This window comes from Bradyrhizobium sp. SZCCHNPS1003, assembly GCF_032381555.1.
In the GTDB taxonomy this organism is placed as follows: domain Bacteria; phylum Pseudomonadota; class Alphaproteobacteria; order Rhizobiales; family Xanthobacteraceae; genus Bradyrhizobium.
On record NZ_JAUHIU010000008.1, the window covers coordinates 169,479 to 187,391 of the forward strand.

Sequence of the window (17,913 nt, forward strand, 5' to 3'; positions counted from 1 at the left end):
GACTAGCTCCGATTGACCTAAGTCAACAGTCGCGGAAACCGGCCGAAATAGTGTACACAATGTGTCATGCATGAACCTGAAGATTCTTGATCGAGATGCCCAAGCGATGGTTTCACTGGTCCGCAGGCCGCCTGGCCCGGGCGTCTCTCGGGCTGGCTCTCGTTGTGGCGCCCTGCGCCGCGTCGGCCGATGATGAGCTGAAGCTCACGCCAAGCCAGGCGCAGAACCTCGGCGTGCGCGTGACGCATCCGATCTCCAGCCGGATGGACAAAACGCTGCCCTATCCCGCGCAGATCGTCATTCCCACGCCTCAACTGTGGGTCGTCAGCGCGCCGGTCGCGGGGATGATCACCAACCTCGCCGTTGCCCGCGGCGATCGCGTGACCGTCGGACAACCGCTGCTCACGCTGGAGAGTCCGAGCTTCGTCTCGCTCCAGCGCGATTACCTGCATGCGCTGGCCCAGGAGGTTCTCGCGGTTCAGCAGTTGAAGCGCAATGCCGACCTGTTCGAAGGCAAGGCCATCCCGCAACGCGTGCTGGAGTCGAGCCAGACCGAAGCGCGCCAGGCCAGCATCGTCGTCGCCGAACGTCGGCAGATGCTGCACATCAGCGGGCTGTCCGACGAAGCCATCGCCCGGCTCAGCAGCGAGGCGGCGATCAGCGCGACGCTCACCGTGACGGCCCCGCGCACGGCGTCCGTGGTCGAGCTCGCGGTATCGCCGGGCCAGCGCCTGGAACAGGCCGCGTCGCTGGTGAAGCTCGCCCGGCTGTCGCCGCTATGGGCCGAGATCGCGATTCCCGCAACCAACATCGGCGCCATCAAGACCGGCGCCAAGGTCGACATCGAAGGCTATGCGACACCGGGCCAGGTCATCCTGGTGTCCGAGACGACCGATGCCGCCACGCAGACAATTCTCGTCCGCGCCGAGATTCCCAACAACGGCGAACTGCATTCCGGACAAATGGCGGCGGCCCGCATCGGCTTTGTCTCGGCAGGAGAAAGCGCGTGGGAAATTCCCTATAGCGGCCTCGTCCGGCGCGGTGAGCAGACCGCGGTGTTCGTCGCGACCGACGGCGGCTTCCGGCTCGTTGCGGTCACCCTGCTCGCGGAGGATCAGGATCACGTCGTCATCGCAGGCCCCCTCACGGACAAGAACGAGATCGCCATCGGCGGCATCTCGGCGTTGCGCGGCATCCTCTCGCGACTGGGGCAGTAGATGCTGCAACGGCTGGTCGCATTCGCGCTGTCACAGCGGCTCTTCGTCATCCTCAGCACGCTGCTGGTGATCGGCGCAGGCGCCGTTGTCTTGCCGAGCCTGCCGATCGATGCCTTTCCAGACGTCTCGCCGGTCCAGGTGAAGATCATCATGAAGGCTCCCGGCCTGACGCCGGAAGAGGTCGAGCAGCGCATCACGGTACCGATCGAGCTGGAGCTGCTCGGGTTGCCGAACAAGAAGATCCTTCGCTCGACCACGAAATACGCGCTGGCCGACATCACCGTCGATTTCGAGGACGGCACCGACATCTACTGGGCCCGCAATCAGGTGTCGGAGCGGCTGTCCAACATCTCGCGCGACTTTCCCGAGGGCGTGAACGGGGGCCTCGCCCCGATCACGAGCCCTCTGGGCGAGATGTTCATGTTCACGATCGACAGTCCCGAACTGTCGCTGGCCGAACGCCGGACCTTGCTCGACTGGGTCATCCGCCCAGCGCTGCGCACGGTGCCCGGAGTAGCCGACGTCAACGCGCTCGGCGGCTATGTCCGCGCCTTCGAAATCGTGCCGAGAAATGACGCGCTGGCGGCGCGCGGCATCTCGTCCGAGCTGTTTCGCAAGGCCATCGAGGCCAACAGCCGCAACGACGGTGCCGGGCGGGTCAACCAGGGCGAAGACAGCGCGCTGGTCCGCATCGAAGGCAGCATCCGCGGCATCGACGACATCCGGGCGATCATCGTCGACACCCGCGACGGAATCCCGATCCGGGTCAGCGACGTCGCGAGGGTCAAGATCGGCGCACTCACCCGCTATGGCGCCGTCACGACGGACGGCAAGGGCGAGACGGTCGAGGGGCTCGTGCTCGGTCTGCGCGGCGCCAACGCCGGACAATTGGTGCGCGACGTTCGGGCCCGGCTGGATGAACTGAAGCCGTCGCTGCCGAGCAGCGTCTCCATCAACGTGTTCTACGACCGCAGCCGGCTGGTCAACCGCGCCGTCGGCACGGTGGTCCGGGCGCTGGGCGAAGCCACGGTGCTCGTCGTCGTGCTGCTGCTGCTGTTCCTCGGCAATTGGCGCGCCTCGCTGGTGATCGCGCTCAGCCTGCCGCTGGCGATCGTGATGGCGCTGATCGTGATGCGGGCGGTCGGCATGTCCGCTAACCTGATGAGTCTGGGGGGCCTTGCAATCGCGATCGGCATGCTGATCGACGCGCTGGTCGTGGTGGTCGAGAACATCGTCGGCAATCTCGCCAAGCACGATCACGGAAGCGCCACGCCGCTGATCCACGTCGTCTACCGCTCGGTTTGCGAAGTCCTGCAGCCGGTCGCCTCGGGCGTTCTGATCATCATCATCGTGTTCGTTCCGCTGCTGACCTTGCAGGGGCTGGAGGGAAAGCTCTTCATTCCGGTCGCGCTGGCGATCATTTTCGCTCTGGCCGCATCGCTGCTGCTTGCGCTGACGGTGCTTCCGGTCGCGACGTCCTTCGTGCTCACATCCGCGTCGCATGACGATCCAATGCTGATCCGGGCAGCGCAGCGCGTCTACGCGCCCGCACTCGACTGGGCGCTCGGGAACGAGCGCAAGGTGATCATCGCGGCGCTGGTCAGCCTCGTTGCCGCGGGATACGGCTACACCCAGCTGGGCAAGACCTTCATGCCGACGATGGACGAAGGCGACGTCATCGTCAGCGTGGAAACGCTGCCGTCCGTCAATCTCGACGAGTCCCTCGCCATCAATGCCCGGCTGCAGACGGCGTTGATGAAGGTGCCAGACGTCGCCGGCATCATCGCGCGCACCGGCTCGGACGAGCTCGGGCTCGATCCGATGGGACCCAATCAGACCGACACGTTCCTGGTGCTCAAGCCGGCAGACCAACGGCAGACCAGCGACCGCGATGTCCTGCTCGAGAAGCTTCGCGAGGTCCTGACCGGCTTCCCCGGCGTCTCGCTCAGCTTCACGCAACCCATCGACATGCGTGTGCAGGAAATGATCAGCGGCGTGCGCGGCGACGTCGCGGTCAAGATCTTCGGCCCGGACATCACCAAGCTCAACGAGATCGCAGCGAAGCTGTCGGCGATCATGTCCGACATCGATGGCGCCCAAGACGTCTACACGACGCTCAACGAGGGCGCGCAATACTACACGATCGCCGTCAACCGGATGGAGGCGGGCCGCCTTGGGCTCACCGTGGACTCGATCTCGGCCGCCTTGCGCACGCAGATCGAAGGCCGAACGATCGGCACCGCGCTCGAGGAGGGACGCCGGACGCCGATCCTGGTCCGCGGCGGCGAGGCCACGCGGCAGGCTCCGACGATGCTGGCGGCGCTGCCGCTGACGCTTGCGTCAGGCCAGCATGTTGCGCTCTCGCAGGTCGCCCGCATCCAGAGGGTCGACGGCCCGGTGAAGATCGATCGTGAGGACGGCAACCGCATGAGCGTGGTTCGCAGCAACGTCCGCGGCCGTGACATGGTCGGCTTCGTCCAGGCGGCCCAGCAAAGGGTCGCAGCCGAGCTGCCGCTGCCGTCCGGCTATCGGCTGACATGGGGCGGGCAGTTCGAGAACCAGCAGCGTGCAGCCGCGCGTCTGTCCGTCGTTGTGCCGGTCGCGATCGGCCTGATCTTCGTGCTGCTCTTCACGACGTTCGGCTCGGTGCGCCAGGCCCTGCTCGTCCTCGTCAACATTCCCTTTGCGCTGATCGGCGGCGTGTTCGCGCTGGTCTCGACCGGCGAATACCTCTCCGTCCCGGCCTCCGTCGGCTTCATCGCACTGCTTGGAATCGCCGTGCTCAACGGCGTCGTGCTGGTGTCTCATTTCAACCAGTTGCGCGCTCACGGGCTCTCCGAGCAGCGCATCGTGGTCGAAGGCGCAAAGCGCAGGCTGCGGCCGGTGCTGATGACGGCGAGCATCACGGCGCTCGGATTGATCCCACTGCTGTTTGCATCCGGACCTGGATCGGAGGTCCAGCGTCCGCTTGCGATCGTCGTGATCGGCGGCCTGTTGTCGTCTACGCTGCTGACGCTGATCCTGTTGCCGATCCTGTATCGCCGCTACGGCGCCGCTGCGAAGGACGCGACATGACCAGCCAAGCCGTCTGCCTGACACTGATCGTGCCGGATGCGCTTCGTGCCGAGGTGCTCGACCATCTGAGCGAGCAGACCGATCTGGTGAGCGGCTTTACGGCCTCTGATGCGTCCGGACATGGCGTCCGCGTCCGGCTGCGCAGCGCGGCGGAGCGGGTCAAGGGACATGCCGACGAGGTCGTCGTGCGGATCGTGCTGCAGGGACAGGATCTCGAGCACCTGCTGGAACGGCTCAGGAACGCATTTGCAGGGACGAAGCTCGTCTATTGGGTCATGCCCGTGACGGACTTCGGCACTATCGACTGAGCACGACTCTGGGCGCCCCTCACGTCACAGGGGCGGTCGATTCAGGGCATGAAACACCAGCCCTGAATCGACCCTGTACCGAAAGCGGACGACCGGCTCACCGTCGACGTCAGTGCTCGCTCTCGAGGCCGCCGACGTGCTTCTGCGTGTAGAGTTCGAGACCGATCCGGTTGATCAGGTCGAGCTGGGTCTCGAGGAAATCGATGTGATGCTCCTCGTCCTTCATCAGTTGCTCGAACAGGTCGCGCGACACGTAGTCCTTCACGCCGTGACAATAGGTTGCGGCTTCCTGATACAGCGTCCGCGCGCCGATCTCGGCGGCGAGATCGCACTCGATGATCTCCTTGACGTTCTGGCCGATGCGCAGCGGATCGAGCACCTGCATGTTGGGGAAGCCGTCGAGGAAGAGAATGCGGTCGGTGAACTTGTCGGCGTGCTCCATCTCCTCGATGGATTCCTTGCGCCAGACCTTCGCCATGTCGAGAAGGCCCCAATTGTTCAACAGGCGATAGTGCAGCCAATATTGGTTGATGGCAGTCAGCTCGCTGCGCAATCCCTTGTTGAGATATTCGATGACCTTGGGGTCGCCCTGCATGGATAAGCTCCGAAAAAGTTAGAGGCCGCAGGCGCTCAATAACAGGTTCGAAGTGCGGAGACGACCCCCGTTCATGTGCATTTTTAGGGCGGAAAGCACGCGACCGAGGGCAAACGCCTGTCAGCAGGCGGCGAGCGCGAACCGGCTCTGAAGGTCGTCATCGATCGCCTGCACCGGCGCCGCCCCATGATGGTGGCCGTGCTGACAGCCAACCTGGCAGGAGCGGGCGCAGGGACCCAGCGCCTCGTCGATGATCGTCTTGATCGTGCGCGCACAGCGGCCGCATTCCGCGCTGCACCCCAGGCAACCGTAGACCTGCTTGGGGTTCCGCGGCAGTTCGTCCGCAGACTTCACCGCGTTGCGGATGTCGTGATCGCTGATGACGTTGCAGGAACAAACAATCATGAGAAACCGGCCAATCGTCCTTGGTCAGGTATCGATAGTCATCCGCAGCTACCCGCGCAAAGGGAAAACGGCGCTTTTGAAGCGATTCCAATTTCCAGATCAATCTAGAACGACTCCAACTATGCGAGCTTGCCGCAGATCAAAGTCGTCGCCGGACGACCATCGAGTGGCGATCGAGCAGCCGGAACTCAGTCGCCACCACCCCCGTCGCCTCCACCACTGTCGCCACCGTCATCCCCGCCATCGATCGGGTTTCCCACGACGTCTGACGAGGTATTGGAAAACCAACTCGCAAGTCCGATCCCCTGGCCGTCGTGCGATGAGCTGCCGGAATCGCTGATGGTGGTGTCGGTGGAAGAGCGGCGGCGGTTGGGCCCGCGGTCGGCGCGAACCAGCAGCGCGTAGCAGATGGCCGAGGTCAGTCCAATCGCCACGACGATCGTCATCGTGGGAGTCATGCCTGCTCCGAACCGGCGTCAAATTTTGTGCACTGCAGCATTGAACGCATCCTTGAGATGGGTCGTCCAATGGAACGCGCCCGTTCATTGATCATTCAAGCGGGATATGTGAACCTGCCGTATCGCTTGATGCGCGATCCGCCGACTTGGAGTGAGAGAGGTTAAGGTCATGAAGAAGACTCTTGCGGCCCTGGCCGCCGTCGCGACGCTGTCGACCGCAGCGCTGGCCCCTGCTCCTGCTGAAGCGCGCAATGGTCGTGTCGCCGCCGGTGTCGCTGCCGGCCTGCTCGGCGGCGCCCTCATCGGTGGCGCCATCGCTGCGGGCAGCAATCCCTATTATTACGGGCCGGGTTACTCCTACTCGCCAGGATATTCCTACGGGCCGGGCTACTCCTATTACGGCGGGCCTGCCTACGTCGCCGATCCCGGCTATGCCTGCTATTGGCAACGCCAGCGCTTCTGGGACGGCTACGGCTGGCGGCTTCGCCGCGTCCGCGTTTGCGAGTGATCGTTCACCTTCATTAATTCCATGACCTTGCACCGGAATTTCGAGAACGGCGGCCTCCACGGCCAGAAAAAACCGTTTTTCCGTCGCATCAGGTCGGACAGAGTTTACGAAGGGTTGACGGATTGTCGTGTTTTCTCACGATGCTGACGGCCCCTGATCGTGCGTGAATCACCAACCTGGTGCCCGCGAGGGCGCCTTCCAGGAGATCTCGGAACATGAAGAAGATCCTGACCGCAGTGCTTGCGGTTGCGACCATCGCCGGGTCGCTGAGCGTGACGGCACCAGCCGCCAAGGCTGGCGACGTGGGTGCCGGCGTGGCTGCCGGCCTGATCGGCGGCGCCCTGATCGGCGGCGCGATCGCGTCCAGCCGCCCGGCCTATGGCGGTCCGGTCTATGTCGAAGCCCCTCCGCCGGGCCCGCCGCCGTGCGTGTGGCGCCGTGAGCGCTATTGGGACGGCTACGGCTGGGTGTCGCGCCCCGTTCGCGTCTGCTACTGATCCTGACGACGCATAGCGTTGCAGCAAGCCCGGCCCTGCGGCCGGGCTTTTTGCTACCGGCCAATCCGCTGAATTCGGTCGATCAGCGCGCGGCGTCGATCGCCTGCAGCACCGACTCGCTCGGCCAGCAGTCGACCTTCAGGCCCGCCTTCTTCTGAAATGCGCCGAGCGCGGCGCGGGTCTGCATGCCGGCCTTGCCGTCCAGCTTGTCGCCGTAGAGACCGAGCCGCGTCAGGCCCTTCTGCATCGCCTCGACGTCCTTGCTCCGAAGCTGCTTCGACGCCGCCCACGGCGTCGCGAACGGGGCCGGGCTCGTCATGCGGTCCGCGAGGTGGCCGACGAACAGCACGTAGAGATCGGAGAAATTGTACTCCTTGATGACGAAGTAGTTCGCCGTCGTCAGGAAAGCCGGACCATAGATGCCCTCAGGCTGCAGCAGCGACGCTGGCTGCCGCTGCTCGGCGGCGCTCAGCCGCTGGCCACGCACCGGGACGAAGCCGGCCCGCAGCCATTCGCCGATCGGCTTCTTCACCTCCGGCACACCCATCGCGCAATCGACATTGGCAGGCGGCTTGACCTCGTAGGCCCAGCGCACGCCGCGCTGCCAGCCCTTGTTCGCAAGCTGCAGCGCCGCCGAGCCCAGCGCGTCCGGCACCGAATGCCAGAGATCGACCTTGCCGTCGCCATCGAGATCGACGCCGTGCTTGTAGTACTCCGACGGCAGGAACTGGGTGAGCCCGACCGCCCCGCCCCATGAGGCCCTGAGATCGCCGCGCGACACGACACCGTCGCTCAGCATCTTCAGCGCCATGATGAACTCGGTGCGGTACTGGTCCTTGCGCCGGCCGACATAGGCCTGCGTCGCCAGCACGCGCAGCGCATCGTAGGGCAGCGCATAGCGGCCGAAATCGGTTTCGCGGCCCCAGATCGCGAGCACAACCGGCCCCGGCACGCCGAAGCGGCGTTCGATCTCGGCGAGCGCCGAACGATATTGCTGGATCAGCTTCTCACCGTGCGCGGCCAGCCGCGCGATCGACGCTTCCTTGATGTAGTCGGCTGGCACCTGCACGAACTCGGCCTGCGCCGGCGCCCCCGTCGCGGGCCGGCCGGGCAGCAGCAGATCGGGAAGCTTGTAGTCAGGCTCCAACCCCCGCGTCTCGGCCTCGAATGTCGCGCGGGAGACGCCCTGCTCCTTGGCCTCGGGCCAGAGCGAGTTGACGAACTCCGTGAAGGCGGCGTCGTTCGCGCTCGCTTGGCCATCGCCAAACATGCAGAGCACCAGACCGACGAGAACGAGCCTGCGCAAACGGAGTAGCAGCTGCCGAGCCATCCGATACGGCTAGCACAGCCCGCGGCCGTTGTGAACGTCAGCAGACCGCGCGGCGGAACTCGAGGTTGCCGCTCAATGCCCCGCCTGCTTCGCCTCTTCGATCGCGGCATTCGACAATTTGTCGACCACGGCGATGCCGATCGCGGAGAGGATGAAGACCGTGTGGATGATCGTCTGCCACATCACGCCGGTCTCGGTGTAGTTCGACTTGCCCGACGAGAGCGCGCCGGCCTCGATGAAGGTGCGGAGCAGATGAATGGAAGAGATGCCGATGATGGCCATCGCCAGCTTGATCTTCAGCACGCTGGCATTGACGTGGCTGAGCCATTCGGGCTCGTCGGGATGGCCCCGCAGATTCAACCGCGACACGAAGGTCTCGTAGCCGCCGACGATCACCATCACGAGCAGGTTCGAGATCATGACCACGTCGATCAGGCCGAGCACCGCGAGCATGATCTGCTGCTCGGAGAAATCGAAGGCGTGAGCGAACAGGTGCCAGAGCTCCTTCAGGAACAGCACGACATAGACGCCCTGTGCGATGATCAGCCCGACATAGAGCGGTAGCTGCAGCCAGCGCGAGCCGAAGATCAGCATTGGAATGGGGCGCAGCGCTCCGCCCTTGGAGGACAGGGGCGCGTCGGGGGAAGACATGATGGGATTTTCTCGCGGCTGGATGGGATTGCGGAACGACTATCTACGCAATCACGTCGCACATGGAAGCGACAACTGGCCGCAGCCTGGGCGCGACGCTTTGTCCCGGAACGAAGACAGCGTCGCGCCTTGCGATGTCCTGAGATCAGCGCGTCAGCTTCTTGTACTTGACCCGGTGCGGAATCACGCTGTCCTGGCCGAGCCGGCGCATCTTGTCCTTCTCATAGTCCTGGAAGTTTCCTTCGAACCATTCGACATGGCTGTCGCCCTCGAAGGCCAGCATGTGGGTCGCGATACGGTCGAGGAACCAGCGATCGTGGCTGATGATGACGGCGCAGCCGGCGAAGTCTTCCAGGGCCTCTTCGAGCGCACGCAGGGTATCGACGTCGAGATCGTTGGTCGGCTCGTCGAGCAGCAGCACGTTGGACCCGGACTTCAGCATCTTGGCGAGATGCACGCGATTGCGCTCACCACCCGACAGCGCGCCGACCTTCTTCTGCTGGTCGGCGCCCTTGAAGTTGAACGACGAGCAATAACCGCGCGAGTTGACTTCCTTCTTGCCGAGCAGGATCAGCTCGTTGCCGCCGGAGATCTCTTCCCACACCGTCTTGTTGCCATCGAGCGCGTCGCGCGACTGGTCGACATAGCCGAGATGCACGGTCTCGCCGATGGTGATGGTGCCGGCGTCCGGCTTCTCTTGTCCCGTGATCATGCGGAACAGCGTGGTCTTGCCGACGCCGTTCGGGCCGATCACGCCGACGATGCCGCCGGGCGGTAGCTTGAAGGTGAGATTGTCGATCAGCAGGCGATCGCCGAAGCTCTTGGTCAGCCCCTCGAAATCGATGACGTTGTTACCGAGCCGCTCGGCCACGGGAATGATGATCTGCGCGGTCTGGGTCTGCTTCTCGCTCGCCTTCTTGAGCAGCTCCTCGTAGCGCTGATAGCGCGCCTTGGATTTCGCCTGGCGGGCCTTCGGCGACGCCGCGATCCACTCCTGCTCGCGCGCCAAAGTGCGCTGATGCGCCGCGTCCTCGCGGCCTTCCTGCTCCAGCCGCTTCTGCTTCTGCTGCAGCCAGGACGAGTAGTTGCCCTCGTAGGGGATGCCCTTGCCGCGGTCGAGCTCGAGGATCCAGCTGGTGACGTTGTCGAGGAAGTAGCGGTCGTGGGTGACGATCAGGATCGCGCCCGGATAGTTGCGCAGATGGCCTTCGAGCCACGACACCGATTCGGCGTCGAGATGGTTGGTCGGCTCGTCGAGCAGCAGCAGCTCGGGCTGGTCGAGCAGAAGCCGGCACAGCGCGACGCGGCGACGCTCGCCGCCGGACAGCTTGGCGACGTCGGCATCGTCGGGCGGGCAGCGCAGCGCATCCATCGCCTGGTCGACCTTGCTGTCGAGATCCCACAGGCCCTGCGCCTCGATCTCGTCCTGCAGCTTGGTCATCTCGTCGGCGGTCTCCTCGGAGTAGTTCATCGCCAGCTCGTTGTAGCGATCGAGAATCGCCTTCTGCTTGCCGACGCCGAGCATGACGTTCTCGCGCACCGTGAGCTTCGGGTCGAGCTGCGGCTCCTGCTCGAGATAGCCGACGCGGGCGCCCTCGGCGACCCACGCCTCGCCGGTATAGTCCTTGTCAATGCCGGCCATGATCTTGAGCAGGGTGGACTTACCGGAGCCGTTGACGCCGAGCACACCGATCTTGGCGTCCGGGTAGAACGACAGATGGATGTTATCGAGCACCTTGCGTGTCGGGTAGGTCTTGGACAGACCCTGCATGAAGTAGACGAACTGGCGCGCCATCGCGTGTCCCTTGAAGCCTGCCGGAATTTTCGGAAAATGGTTGCCGCTGATGTAACCGCGCGGTCCCCAAAGGGCAACCGGCGAGCCGGTCCTGACCGGAACAAATGCCGGGAGAATCACGGTCGTTCCTGCGCCGGGACGGGCCTCCCGCCCACGGACGAATACGGGTCCGTCACCTTGTGTGTGGCGGATCACAACAATTGCAACCATCTTTTAATTAATTCGGCGGGACACTCGGTCTCGGCCCGCAAGACCCGCGCGCCCAAGCGGCAAAAGCCGCGACCGACAACAGCGAGAGCCCGTCATGGCAGCCTTCACCTCAGCCTCCCTGCCCGCTCCGGCGGCCCACCGCAACGACCGATCCGGGATCGTCGACGAGATCCGCGGCTTCTGGCGCGACTTCGTCACGCGAGCGTTCAACCCGTACCGACCGGAGCTGCATTACATGCGTGGCCCCGGCCCCGCCTGGCGCGCCAAATACGGCCATGACGCAGCGTTCCGGCTGAAGACCCGCCTCGACTGATATCGCCTGGTTCCGCGTCACAGCGGGACGACGCCTTGCGCACCCAGCCCTTTGCGCGCAAGCATGGCTCCATTCCCGACGGCATTCATGATTGCCGCCGTTTCCCGATGAATGGACCTTCCCGATGACACGGCTGCGCTGTGCGATCCTCGACGACTATTACGATACGGCCCTCTCATTGGCCGACTGGCCCCGGCTGGCCGACAGAGTGGATGTGACAGCTTTCACACAGCCGTTCGGCAACGAGGAAGCGGCCGCCGGCGCGCTCACCGATGCCGACATCATCTGTGCGATGCGCGAGCGGACGCCATTGCCGCGCTCCCTGATCGAGCGGTTGCCGAAGCTGAAGCTCCTGATCACCTCGGGCATGCGCAACGCCGCCATCGACATGGAGGCCGCCAAGGCGCGCGGCATCATGGTCTGCGGCACGCAATATGGTCGTGACCCCACCGCACCGCTCACCATGGGCCTGATCCTGGAGCTGACCCGCAGGATCGGCCAGGAGAACGCCCGCATGCATGCCGGCGAGCCTTGGCAGGCGCTGGGCGGCGTGGAGATCGAGGGCAAGACGCTGGGCGTGATCGGGCTGGGCAAGCTCGGCACCAAGGTCGCAGAGCTCGGCAAGGCGTTCGGCATGAACGTGATTGCCTGGAGCCCCAACCTGACGCCAGAGCGTTGCAAGGCGGCGGGCGTCGGCTACGCCACCAAGGAGGAGCTGTTCGCGACCGCCGATGTCATCACCATCCATGTCGTGCTCAGCGACCGCTCACGCGGGCTGGTCGGCCCCGCCGACCTCGCGCGGATGAAGCCGACCGCCTACCTCGTCAACACCTCGCGCGCACCGATCGTCGACGAGGCCGCGCTGCTGCAGGCGCTGCGCGACAAGCGCATCGCCGGCGCCGGGCTCGACGTGTTCTCGGTCGAGCCGCTGCCGGTCGCCCATCCGCTGCGCGGGCTCGGCAACGTCGTGATCACGCCGCATCTCGGCTACGTCACCGAGGAGAGCTTTCGCGCTCACTACGGTCAGATGGTCGATTGCATCGCCGCCTGGCTCGCCGGGTCCGAGCCGCCGCGCCGGCTGGCTTGAGGCAGGCGAGAGCGGCTCACAAAGCAAAACACCCTCCGCGAGGAGGGTGTTTCCAACGGGCTCAGCTCGGGCAAACGCGCCTCAGCGGATCGTGACCGGCGGCGGCAGCGGCTGCATGTTGGCCGGCTGGCTAGCCGGCACGGCCGCCTGCGCCTGGACAGGCGCCTGAGCCGGTGAGGCCGCGGCGGCAGCCATGTTCTTGCCGGAGCCCGGAGGTGCACCGCCCGGCATCACGACCACGCGGGTGCCGACCTTGACCCGGTCGAACAGGTCGGCGACGTCGTCGTTCAGCATGCCGATGCATCCTGACGACACGAACTTGCCGATGGTCGACGGCTGGTTGGTGCCGTGGATGCGGTACACGGTCGAGCCCAGATACATCGCGCGGGCGCCGAGCGGATTGCCGGGACCGCCGGCCATGAAGCGCGGCAGATAGGGCTGGCGCTCGATCATCTCGCTCGGCGGATACCAGTCCGGCCACTCGGTCTTCTTGGTGATCTTCTGCACGCCGGTCCAGGTGAAGCCTTCGCGGCCGACACGTACGCCGTAGCGCATCGCCCGGCCGTTGCCGAGCACCAGATAGAGGTAGGTGTTGGGCGTATCGACGACGATCGTTCCCGGCGGCTCCTTGGTGACGAAGTCGACCTCCTGGCGGCGCAGGTTCGCCGGCAGCGGCGCCGGCGCCGCATCGGGTTGTTCCTCAGGCGGCAGAGCTGCCACCGTCATCGGACGATCTCCGGCAGCCGGAGCCTGTGCGGCGCCCGCGACGGCGGGAGCGCCACCGACGGCGCCGGGCGGCCGCGGCGCGCCGGAGTCGCCACCGGGCGCGCTGTTGCCGTAGGCGCCACCATAAGCCTGTTGGCCGGAGGCGGGACGATCACCGTAGATCACCGAGGGCGGACCAGCCGGGCGGCCGTAACGCGGATCATCCGGGGACATCACGGGGCCGTTCGGAGCTGCTCCATAGACCGCCGCACCGGCCGGACGCCCATATCGGGGATCGTCGGGGGACAGGATGGGGCCGGTCGGAGCCGCAGCGCCATAGACCGGCGCATTGGCTGGACGACCGTAGCGCGGATCGTCCGGCGAGATCACCGGGCCGGGCGGCGGCAGGGCCGCGGAATTGCCAGGCGCATCCTCGTCGTCGAGCGCGTCGAAATCCTGCCCCTGCCCGCGCGCATCGGCCGGGTAAGGCGTCGGCGCCGGTGAATACGCTCCAGGCGCGGTCTGATAGACCTGCTGTGCCTCGGCAAACGAAGCTGCCGTCACGCCCGCTGCCGCGACCGCGCAAACCGTCAGGATTTGTCTGATCATCATCGCCCTTGCAGTATCCCCAAGCCGCCGATTGGGACCTTTGCTGTGCCAGATGGCCGAAGATAGCGGCGCATTCAAGACAATTCCGGCCAGAGCGGCCTGACTTCGGCAATTTGTGATCATGTCTCCGTCGTTGCACGGAAGTCTCACGCCGCCGAAAAAGTGCAGCGGAGCCCCCGCAGGCCCTATCGATGCCGTGATTTGCCGAGCGGGCGGGAACACTTCCGGTATTCTGACTTGAGCCTGATTCGCGATGCACGGCAGAAGCCGGCCTCGTCGCGGACGCGGCTATTCCCTGTGATCACCGCGTTCCCTACTGGCTCGAATGTCTCGGCAGTCCCGCTGCCGTGGCGAGAGTTACCGTCAATGCTTCCCGGCTTTCGTTTTCTGGTCGCCGCGATCGTCTGTTCCATTTCTCTCACCATCTTCGGCATGGGCGCTGCGGCTCTGTTGCGCGCCGCCCATGAGCAGTTCGCCAGCAACGCGTCCTGGCGCACGACTCAGGCGTCGGGCTTCACGACGTTCCTACCGCCGGCCGAGCCCACGCCGGTGCTCGCGGTGCTGCGGGTGGATTCGATTCCGACACCGCCGGTGACGCCGCCGCCGGTCGTGGCCGATGCTGCCCCGGCCACGTCCGAACAGCCGAGCGCGCCGTCGACGGCGGCGCCGCTCACAGAAGCGCCCGAAGTGACACCCGTTGCGGTGGCCACCGATCTGCCGACGCCCTCGCTGCCGGCGGAAACGGTCGACACGTCCCGCACCTCCGCCATTGTCGCGACCGCGTCCGCGACGAATGACCGGATCGAGAGCATCAAGCCGGAGCGCCCCATTCCGGACACGACCGCTTCGATCGTCGTTCCGGTCGAAAAAGCGTTCGACAAGCCGAGCATGGACAGCTCGCCCGAGACTGCAGCGACCGCCCCGCCGCGGGCGTCGCGCGAAGCTGCGGCTGCCGTGGTGGCACCGCCGCCGCCAGCTCGTCAGATCCTCGCCAGCGCCGATCCGATGATGACGACCGCAGCCGCCGCTTCAACCGCGCTCGCGCCCGTTCCGGTGGTGCTCGACCCGATCGCCGCCAAGCTCGCCGCACTGGCCGAACAGCCGGCTCATCAGGAGCGGCCCGCCGCCAGCGAGCATCGTGCCTCGGTGAAGGTCGCGAGCATTCAGTTGCGCCGAAGCATCCTCAAGAAGCGCCAGGCCCGCGAGAAGCAGATCGCGGCGCGCCGCGCCAACCAGCGGCGCATCGCACAGCGGCTCCGGTCGGCACGGCAAGCTGCTGCTGCTGCTGCTCAGCAGCAACAGGCCGCATTCCCCGATCCGTTCGGACAGCAGCCGTTCGGTCAACCGCAGGCGGTCAGCCAGCAGGCGGCCGGGCCGCGCACACGGTAAAGAGGAGCCGCCGATCAGGCTGGCCCGGTCGCAACCGGCGGGCCGTTCTCGATGCCCCACTCCGACCACGAGCCGTCGTAGAGCGCGGTGTCGCGGATGCCGAGACGATAGAGCGCCAGCGTGAGCACCGCCGCCGACACGCCGGAGCCGCAGGAGGTCACGATCGGCTTGGCGAGATCGACTCCAGCGGCGCCGAATGCCTCGCGCAACTGGTCGAGCGGCCTCATCACGCCGGTCGTCGCGTCGAACAACTCCGCATAGGGCAGATTGCGGCTGCCGGGGATATGGCCGGATCGGAGGCCGGGCCGCGGCTCGGCGACCTCGCCCGCGAAGCGCGGCGCCTGCCGTGCATCGATCACCTGCTCGGCATTGCCAGCGAGATTGGCAACCATCTGCTCGATCCGGCGCACGCGCGTGGCATCGAATTTCGCGCTGTAGGTGCCGAGCGCCGCCGTGACCTGTCCGCTCTCGACCGGGCGTCCCTCCGCCATCCACTTCTTCAGCCCGCCGTCGAGCACGCGCACATCCGTGTGGCCGAATGACAGGAACATCCACCAGGCGCGCGGCGCGGCGACCCAGCCGCCGGAATCATAGACCACTACCGTATCGCCATTGCTGACGCCGAGCCGGCCTGCGTCGCGGCCGAACTGCTCGGCGCTCGGATACATGTGCGGCAGCGGATTGGAATGGTCGGAGACCTCGTCGACGTCGAAGAACACGGCGCCGGAGATGTGCGCCTTCAGATAATCGTCCTTCGGCAGCGGCAGCACACCCGGCATCTTGAAGGTCGCGTCGAGCACCTTGACCCTGGGATCGCCCAGATGCGCAGCGAGCCAGTCGATGGAGACGAGAGGGTCGTTGGGGGTGGTCATGCGTGGCTCCGCGGTCACTTTCTGTCCTCATGGCCGGACTTGATCCGGTCATCCATCTTCTTCAAGCGATGGACACGCGGGTCAAGCCCGCGCGTGATGGGCAGCGATCAATCCTTCTTCTTCGGCACCCAGGCCTCGACCGGCCCGCCGGCGTCCCGCCACGCCGCGAAGCCGCCGCCGATATGGGCGACCGGTTTCAGGCCCATGTCCTGCGCGGTCTTGGCAGCGAGCGCTGAGCGCAGGCCGCCAGCGCAGTGGAAGATGAACGTCTTGTCCTCTTGGAAGATCGCCTTGGCATAGGGGCTCTGCGGATCGATCCAGAACTCCAGCATGCCCCGCGTACAGGAGAACGCGCCGGGGATCCTGCCCTCGCGCTCGATCTCGCGCGGATCGCGGATATCGACGATGACGACGTCATCGCGCTTGGCGGCCTCGATTGCCTCAGCCGCAGAGAGCGTGGCGATCTCGGCATTGGCTTCGTCGAGCAGCGCCTTGATGCCGCGGGTGATGGTCTGGGGCATTCTCTCGTTTCCTCTTGGCGTCATTCCGGGCCGATGCGAAGCATCGAACCCGGAATCTCGAAGTGGCAACGCAATGTCGGGATTCCGGGTTCGCTCTTCGGGCGCCCCGGAATGACAGCATCACCGCACCAGCTCCTTCATCGCCGCTTCCAGACCCTCGATCGTGATCGGATACATGCGCTCGGAGAAGATGCGGCGGATGAGGGTGGTGGACTCCGAATAGTCCCAGTGCTTCTGCGCCACCGGATTGAGCCACACCGCGTGTGGATAGGTGCGGATGACGCGGTCGAGCCACACCGACCCCGGCTCTTCGTTGACGTGCTCGACCGAGCCGCCGGGCACCATGATCTCATAGGGCGACATCGAGGCGTCGCCGACGAACACGACCTTGTAGTCGTGCGGGTACTTATGCAGCACGTCCCAGGTCGGCGTGCGATCGGTGAAACGCCGCTTGTTCTGCTTCCATACGCCCTCATAGAGGCAGTTGTGGAAGTAGAAATATTCCATGTGCTTGAATTCGCTCTTGGCGGCCGAGAACAGCTCCTCGACCTGCGCGACGTGCGAATCCATCGAGCCGCCGATGTCGAAGAACACCAGCACCTTCACCGCATTGCGCCGCTCAGGACGCATATGCACGTCGAGATAGCCGTGGTTGGCGGTCTCGCGGATCGTGGTGTCCAAGTCGAGCTCGTCGGGCGCACCGGTGCGGGCGAACTTGCGCAGCCGGCGCAGCGCCACCTTGATGTTGCGGATGCCGAGCTCGACATTGCCGTCGAGATCCTTGAACTCGCGCCGGTCCCACACCTTCACGGCGCGATTGTTGCGGTTCTTCTCCTGGCCGATGCGGACGCCTTCGGGATTGTAGCCATAGGCGCCGAATGGCGAGGTGCCGGCGGTGCCGATCCACTTGCTGCCGCCCTGGTGACGGCCCTTCTGCTCTTCCAGACGCTTCTTCAAGGTCTCCATGAGCTTGTCCCAGCCCATGGCCTCGATCTCCTTTTTCTCCTCCTCGGTAAGGTATTTCTCGGCCAGCTTCTTCAGCCATTCCTCGGGGATTTCGGCCTTCTCCATCGCATCGAGCAGGTTCTCCAGCCCCTTGAATACGGTGCCGAACACGCGATCGAACTTGTCGAGATTACGCTCGTCCTTCACCAGCGCGGTGCGCGAGAGATAGTAGAAGTTCTCGACCGAATGCTCGGCGAGGTCGGCGTCGACGGCCTCCATCAGCGTGAGATATTCACGCAAGGAGACCGGGACCTGCGCGTCGCGCAGCGCTGTGAAGAATTGCAGGAACATGCCCATTAGATCGCGCGGCCGGGAGGGCACGTCAAGGGCCGCTCCACGCCCCGCGCTGGACCCGCCCGCATT

The 17,913-nt window shown here is 65.4% G+C and carries 18 protein-coding genes; 8 read left to right on the plus strand and 10 right to left on the minus strand.

Annotation, left to right across the window (positions count from 1 at the left end; all coding sequences use genetic code 11):
* Positions 1–95 precede the first annotated feature (95 nt).
* The 3 genes from QX126_RS15080 to QX126_RS15090 are packed head-to-tail and all read left to right on the plus strand — an operon-like array spanning position 96 to position 4,600.
* On the plus strand, positions 96–1,217 hold the full coding sequence (locus tag QX126_RS15080) for an efflux RND transporter periplasmic adaptor subunit (protein ID WP_315781945.1): 1,122 nt from the start codon (positions 96–98) through the stop codon (positions 1,215–1,217).
* On the plus strand, positions 1,218–4,292 hold the full coding sequence (locus QX126_RS15085) for a CusA/CzcA family heavy metal efflux RND transporter (protein WP_315738582.1): 3,075 nt from the start codon (positions 1,218–1,220) through the stop codon (positions 4,290–4,292). It abuts the gene before it with no gap.
* A complete protein-coding gene (locus QX126_RS15090; protein WP_315781947.1) occupies positions 4,289–4,600 on the plus strand; it encodes a DUF3240 family protein in 312 nt (103 codons plus the stop codon). Before QX126_RS15085 ends, QX126_RS15090 begins: the two co-directional genes overlap by 4 nt.
* 109 nt (positions 4,601–4,709) lie before the next feature.
* On the opposite strand, the gene bfr is transcribed toward QX126_RS15090, so the two are convergent.
* The 3 genes from bfr to QX126_RS15105 form a co-directional block, all read right to left on the minus strand.
* Complete coding sequence (gene bfr / locus QX126_RS15095; protein WP_315717837.1) at positions 4,710–5,195, minus strand: bacterioferritin; 486 nt, start codon at positions 5,193–5,195, stop codon at positions 4,710–4,712.
* A gap of 120 nt (positions 5,196–5,315) precedes the next feature.
* A complete protein-coding gene (locus QX126_RS15100; RefSeq protein ID WP_315738584.1) occupies positions 5,316–5,600 on the minus strand; it encodes a bacterioferritin-associated ferredoxin in 285 nt (94 codons plus the stop codon).
* A 188-nt stretch (positions 5,601–5,788) separates the two neighbouring features.
* On the minus strand, positions 5,789–6,046 hold the full coding sequence (locus QX126_RS15105; protein ID WP_315781949.1) for a hypothetical protein: 258 nt from the start codon (positions 6,044–6,046) through the stop codon (positions 5,789–5,791).
* 181 nt (positions 6,047–6,227) lie between these two features.
* Between QX126_RS15105 and QX126_RS15110 the strand changes: the two genes are divergently transcribed.
* Both QX126_RS15110 and QX126_RS15115 read left to right on the plus strand, forming a co-directional pair.
* Positions 6,228–6,566 carry a hypothetical protein gene (locus QX126_RS15110; protein WP_315738586.1) on the plus strand — a complete coding sequence of 113 codons (339 nt, stop codon included), beginning with the start codon at positions 6,228–6,230 and terminating at the stop codon, positions 6,564–6,566.
* A gap of 215 nt (positions 6,567–6,781) precedes the next feature.
* The gene (locus tag QX126_RS15115; protein ID WP_008964967.1) at positions 6,782–7,063 is read left to right on the plus strand and encodes a hypothetical protein; all 282 of its coding nucleotides are present in this window, start codon (positions 6,782–6,784) and stop codon (positions 7,061–7,063) included.
* 82 nt (positions 7,064–7,145) lie between these two features.
* Here the strand turns inward: QX126_RS15115 and QX126_RS15120 are convergent, their stop codons facing one another.
* The 3 genes from QX126_RS15120 to ettA form a co-directional block, all read right to left on the minus strand.
* Positions 7,146–8,333, minus strand: a complete 1,188-nt coding sequence (locus QX126_RS15120) for a lytic murein transglycosylase (protein ID WP_315781951.1) — start codon at positions 8,331–8,333, stop codon at positions 7,146–7,148.
* Between the two features lie 132 nt (positions 8,334–8,465).
* Positions 8,466–9,044 (minus strand): TIGR00645 family protein, encoded by a 579-nt coding sequence (locus QX126_RS15125; RefSeq protein WP_315781953.1) that lies wholly within the window; start codon positions 9,042–9,044, stop codon positions 8,466–8,468.
* A gap of 145 nt (positions 9,045–9,189) precedes the next feature.
* Positions 9,190–10,839, minus strand: coding sequence for an energy-dependent translational throttle protein EttA (gene ettA, locus QX126_RS15130; protein WP_315781955.1), 1,650 nt, complete (start codon positions 10,837–10,839; stop codon positions 9,190–9,192).
* A 304-nt stretch (positions 10,840–11,143) separates the two neighbouring features.
* On the opposite strand from ettA, the gene QX126_RS15135 reads away from it, so the two are divergent.
* Positions 11,144–11,362 carry a hypothetical protein gene (locus QX126_RS15135; protein WP_315738590.1) on the plus strand — a complete coding sequence of 73 codons (219 nt, stop codon included), beginning with the start codon at positions 11,144–11,146 and terminating at the stop codon, positions 11,360–11,362.
* A gap of 124 nt (positions 11,363–11,486) precedes the next feature.
* Positions 11,487–12,449, plus strand: a complete 963-nt coding sequence (locus QX126_RS15140) for a D-2-hydroxyacid dehydrogenase family protein (RefSeq protein ID WP_315781957.1) — start codon at positions 11,487–11,489, stop codon at positions 12,447–12,449.
* An 81-nt stretch (positions 12,450–12,530) separates the two neighbouring features.
* Here QX126_RS15140 and QX126_RS15145 read toward each other — a convergent pair whose 3' ends face one another.
* A complete protein-coding gene (locus QX126_RS15145) occupies positions 12,531–13,766 on the minus strand; it encodes a L,D-transpeptidase (RefSeq protein WP_315738592.1) in 1,236 nt (411 codons plus the stop codon).
* 363 nt (positions 13,767–14,129) lie between these two features.
* Between QX126_RS15145 and QX126_RS15150 the strand changes: the two genes are divergently transcribed.
* On the plus strand, positions 14,130–15,152 hold the full coding sequence (locus QX126_RS15150; protein ID WP_409999102.1) for a hypothetical protein: 1,023 nt from the start codon (positions 14,130–14,132) through the stop codon (positions 15,150–15,152).
* A 14-nt stretch (positions 15,153–15,166) separates the two neighbouring features.
* On the opposite strand, the gene sseA is transcribed toward QX126_RS15150, so the two are convergent.
* The 3 genes from sseA to QX126_RS15165 all read right to left on the minus strand — a co-directional run bounded on the left by sseA (position 15,167) and on the right by QX126_RS15165 (position 17,841).
* Positions 15,167–16,024, minus strand: coding sequence for a 3-mercaptopyruvate sulfurtransferase (gene sseA, locus QX126_RS15155; RefSeq protein WP_315781960.1), 858 nt, complete (start codon positions 16,022–16,024; stop codon positions 15,167–15,169).
* A gap of 107 nt (positions 16,025–16,131) precedes the next feature.
* Positions 16,132–16,545, minus strand: a complete 414-nt coding sequence (locus QX126_RS15160) for a rhodanese-like domain-containing protein (RefSeq protein ID WP_315755314.1) — start codon at positions 16,543–16,545, stop codon at positions 16,132–16,134.
* Positions 16,546–16,665: 120 nt separating this feature from the next.
* The gene (locus QX126_RS15165) at positions 16,666–17,841 is read right to left on the minus strand and encodes a VWA domain-containing protein (protein ID WP_315755313.1); all 1,176 of its coding nucleotides are present in this window, start codon (positions 17,839–17,841) and stop codon (positions 16,666–16,668) included.
* Between the last annotated feature and the right edge of the window lie 72 nt (positions 17,842–17,913).

What these genes read in the sequence shown, in the direction of transcription:
- QX126_RS15080 (WP_315781945.1), top strand. Translation starts at nt 96, where the DNA reads ATGCCCAAGCGATGGTTTCACTGGTCCGCAGGCCGCCTGGCCCGGGCG.
- QX126_RS15085 (WP_315738582.1), top strand. Translation starts at nt 1,218, where the DNA reads ATGCTGCAACGGCTGGTCGCATTCGCGCTGTCACAGCGGCTCTTCGTC.
- QX126_RS15090 (WP_315781947.1), top strand. Translation starts at nt 4,289, where the DNA reads ATGACCAGCCAAGCCGTCTGCCTGACACTGATCGTGCCGGATGCGCTT.
- bfr (WP_315717837.1), bottom strand. Translation starts at nt 5,195, where the DNA reads ATGCAGGGCGACCCCAAGGTCATCGAATATCTCAACAAGGGATTGCGC.
- QX126_RS15100 (WP_315738584.1), bottom strand. Translation starts at nt 5,600, where the DNA reads ATGATTGTTTGTTCCTGCAACGTCATCAGCGATCACGACATCCGCAAC.
- QX126_RS15105 (WP_315781949.1), bottom strand. Translation starts at nt 6,046, where the DNA reads ATGACGATCGTCGTGGCGATTGGACTGACCTCGGCCATCTGCTACGCG.
- QX126_RS15110 (WP_315738586.1), top strand. Translation starts at nt 6,228, where the DNA reads ATGAAGAAGACTCTTGCGGCCCTGGCCGCCGTCGCGACGCTGTCGACC.
- QX126_RS15115 (WP_008964967.1), top strand. Translation starts at nt 6,782, where the DNA reads ATGAAGAAGATCCTGACCGCAGTGCTTGCGGTTGCGACCATCGCCGGG.
- QX126_RS15120 (WP_315781951.1), bottom strand. Translation starts at nt 8,333, where the DNA reads ATGTTTGGCGATGGCCAAGCGAGCGCGAACGACGCCGCCTTCACGGAG.
- QX126_RS15125 (WP_315781953.1), bottom strand. Translation starts at nt 9,044, where the DNA reads ATGTCTTCCCCCGACGCGCCCCTGTCCTCCAAGGGCGGAGCGCTGCGC.
- ettA (WP_315781955.1), bottom strand. Translation starts at nt 10,839, where the DNA reads ATGGCGCGCCAGTTCGTCTACTTCATGCAGGGTCTGTCCAAGACCTAC.
- QX126_RS15135 (WP_315738590.1), top strand. Translation starts at nt 11,144, where the DNA reads ATGGCAGCCTTCACCTCAGCCTCCCTGCCCGCTCCGGCGGCCCACCGC.
- QX126_RS15140 (WP_315781957.1), top strand. Translation starts at nt 11,487, where the DNA reads ATGACACGGCTGCGCTGTGCGATCCTCGACGACTATTACGATACGGCC.
- QX126_RS15145 (WP_315738592.1), bottom strand. Translation starts at nt 13,766, where the DNA reads ATGATGATCAGACAAATCCTGACGGTTTGCGCGGTCGCGGCAGCGGGC.
- QX126_RS15150 (WP_409999102.1), top strand. Translation starts at nt 14,130, where the DNA reads ATGCTTCCCGGCTTTCGTTTTCTGGTCGCCGCGATCGTCTGTTCCATT.
- sseA (WP_315781960.1), bottom strand. Translation starts at nt 16,024, where the DNA reads ATGACCACCCCCAACGACCCTCTCGTCTCCATCGACTGGCTCGCTGCG.
- QX126_RS15160 (WP_315755314.1), bottom strand. Translation starts at nt 16,545, where the DNA reads ATGCCCCAGACCATCACCCGCGGCATCAAGGCGCTGCTCGACGAAGCC.
- QX126_RS15165 (WP_315755313.1), bottom strand. Translation starts at nt 17,841, where the DNA reads ATGTTCCTGCAATTCTTCACAGCGCTGCGCGACGCGCAGGTCCCGGTC.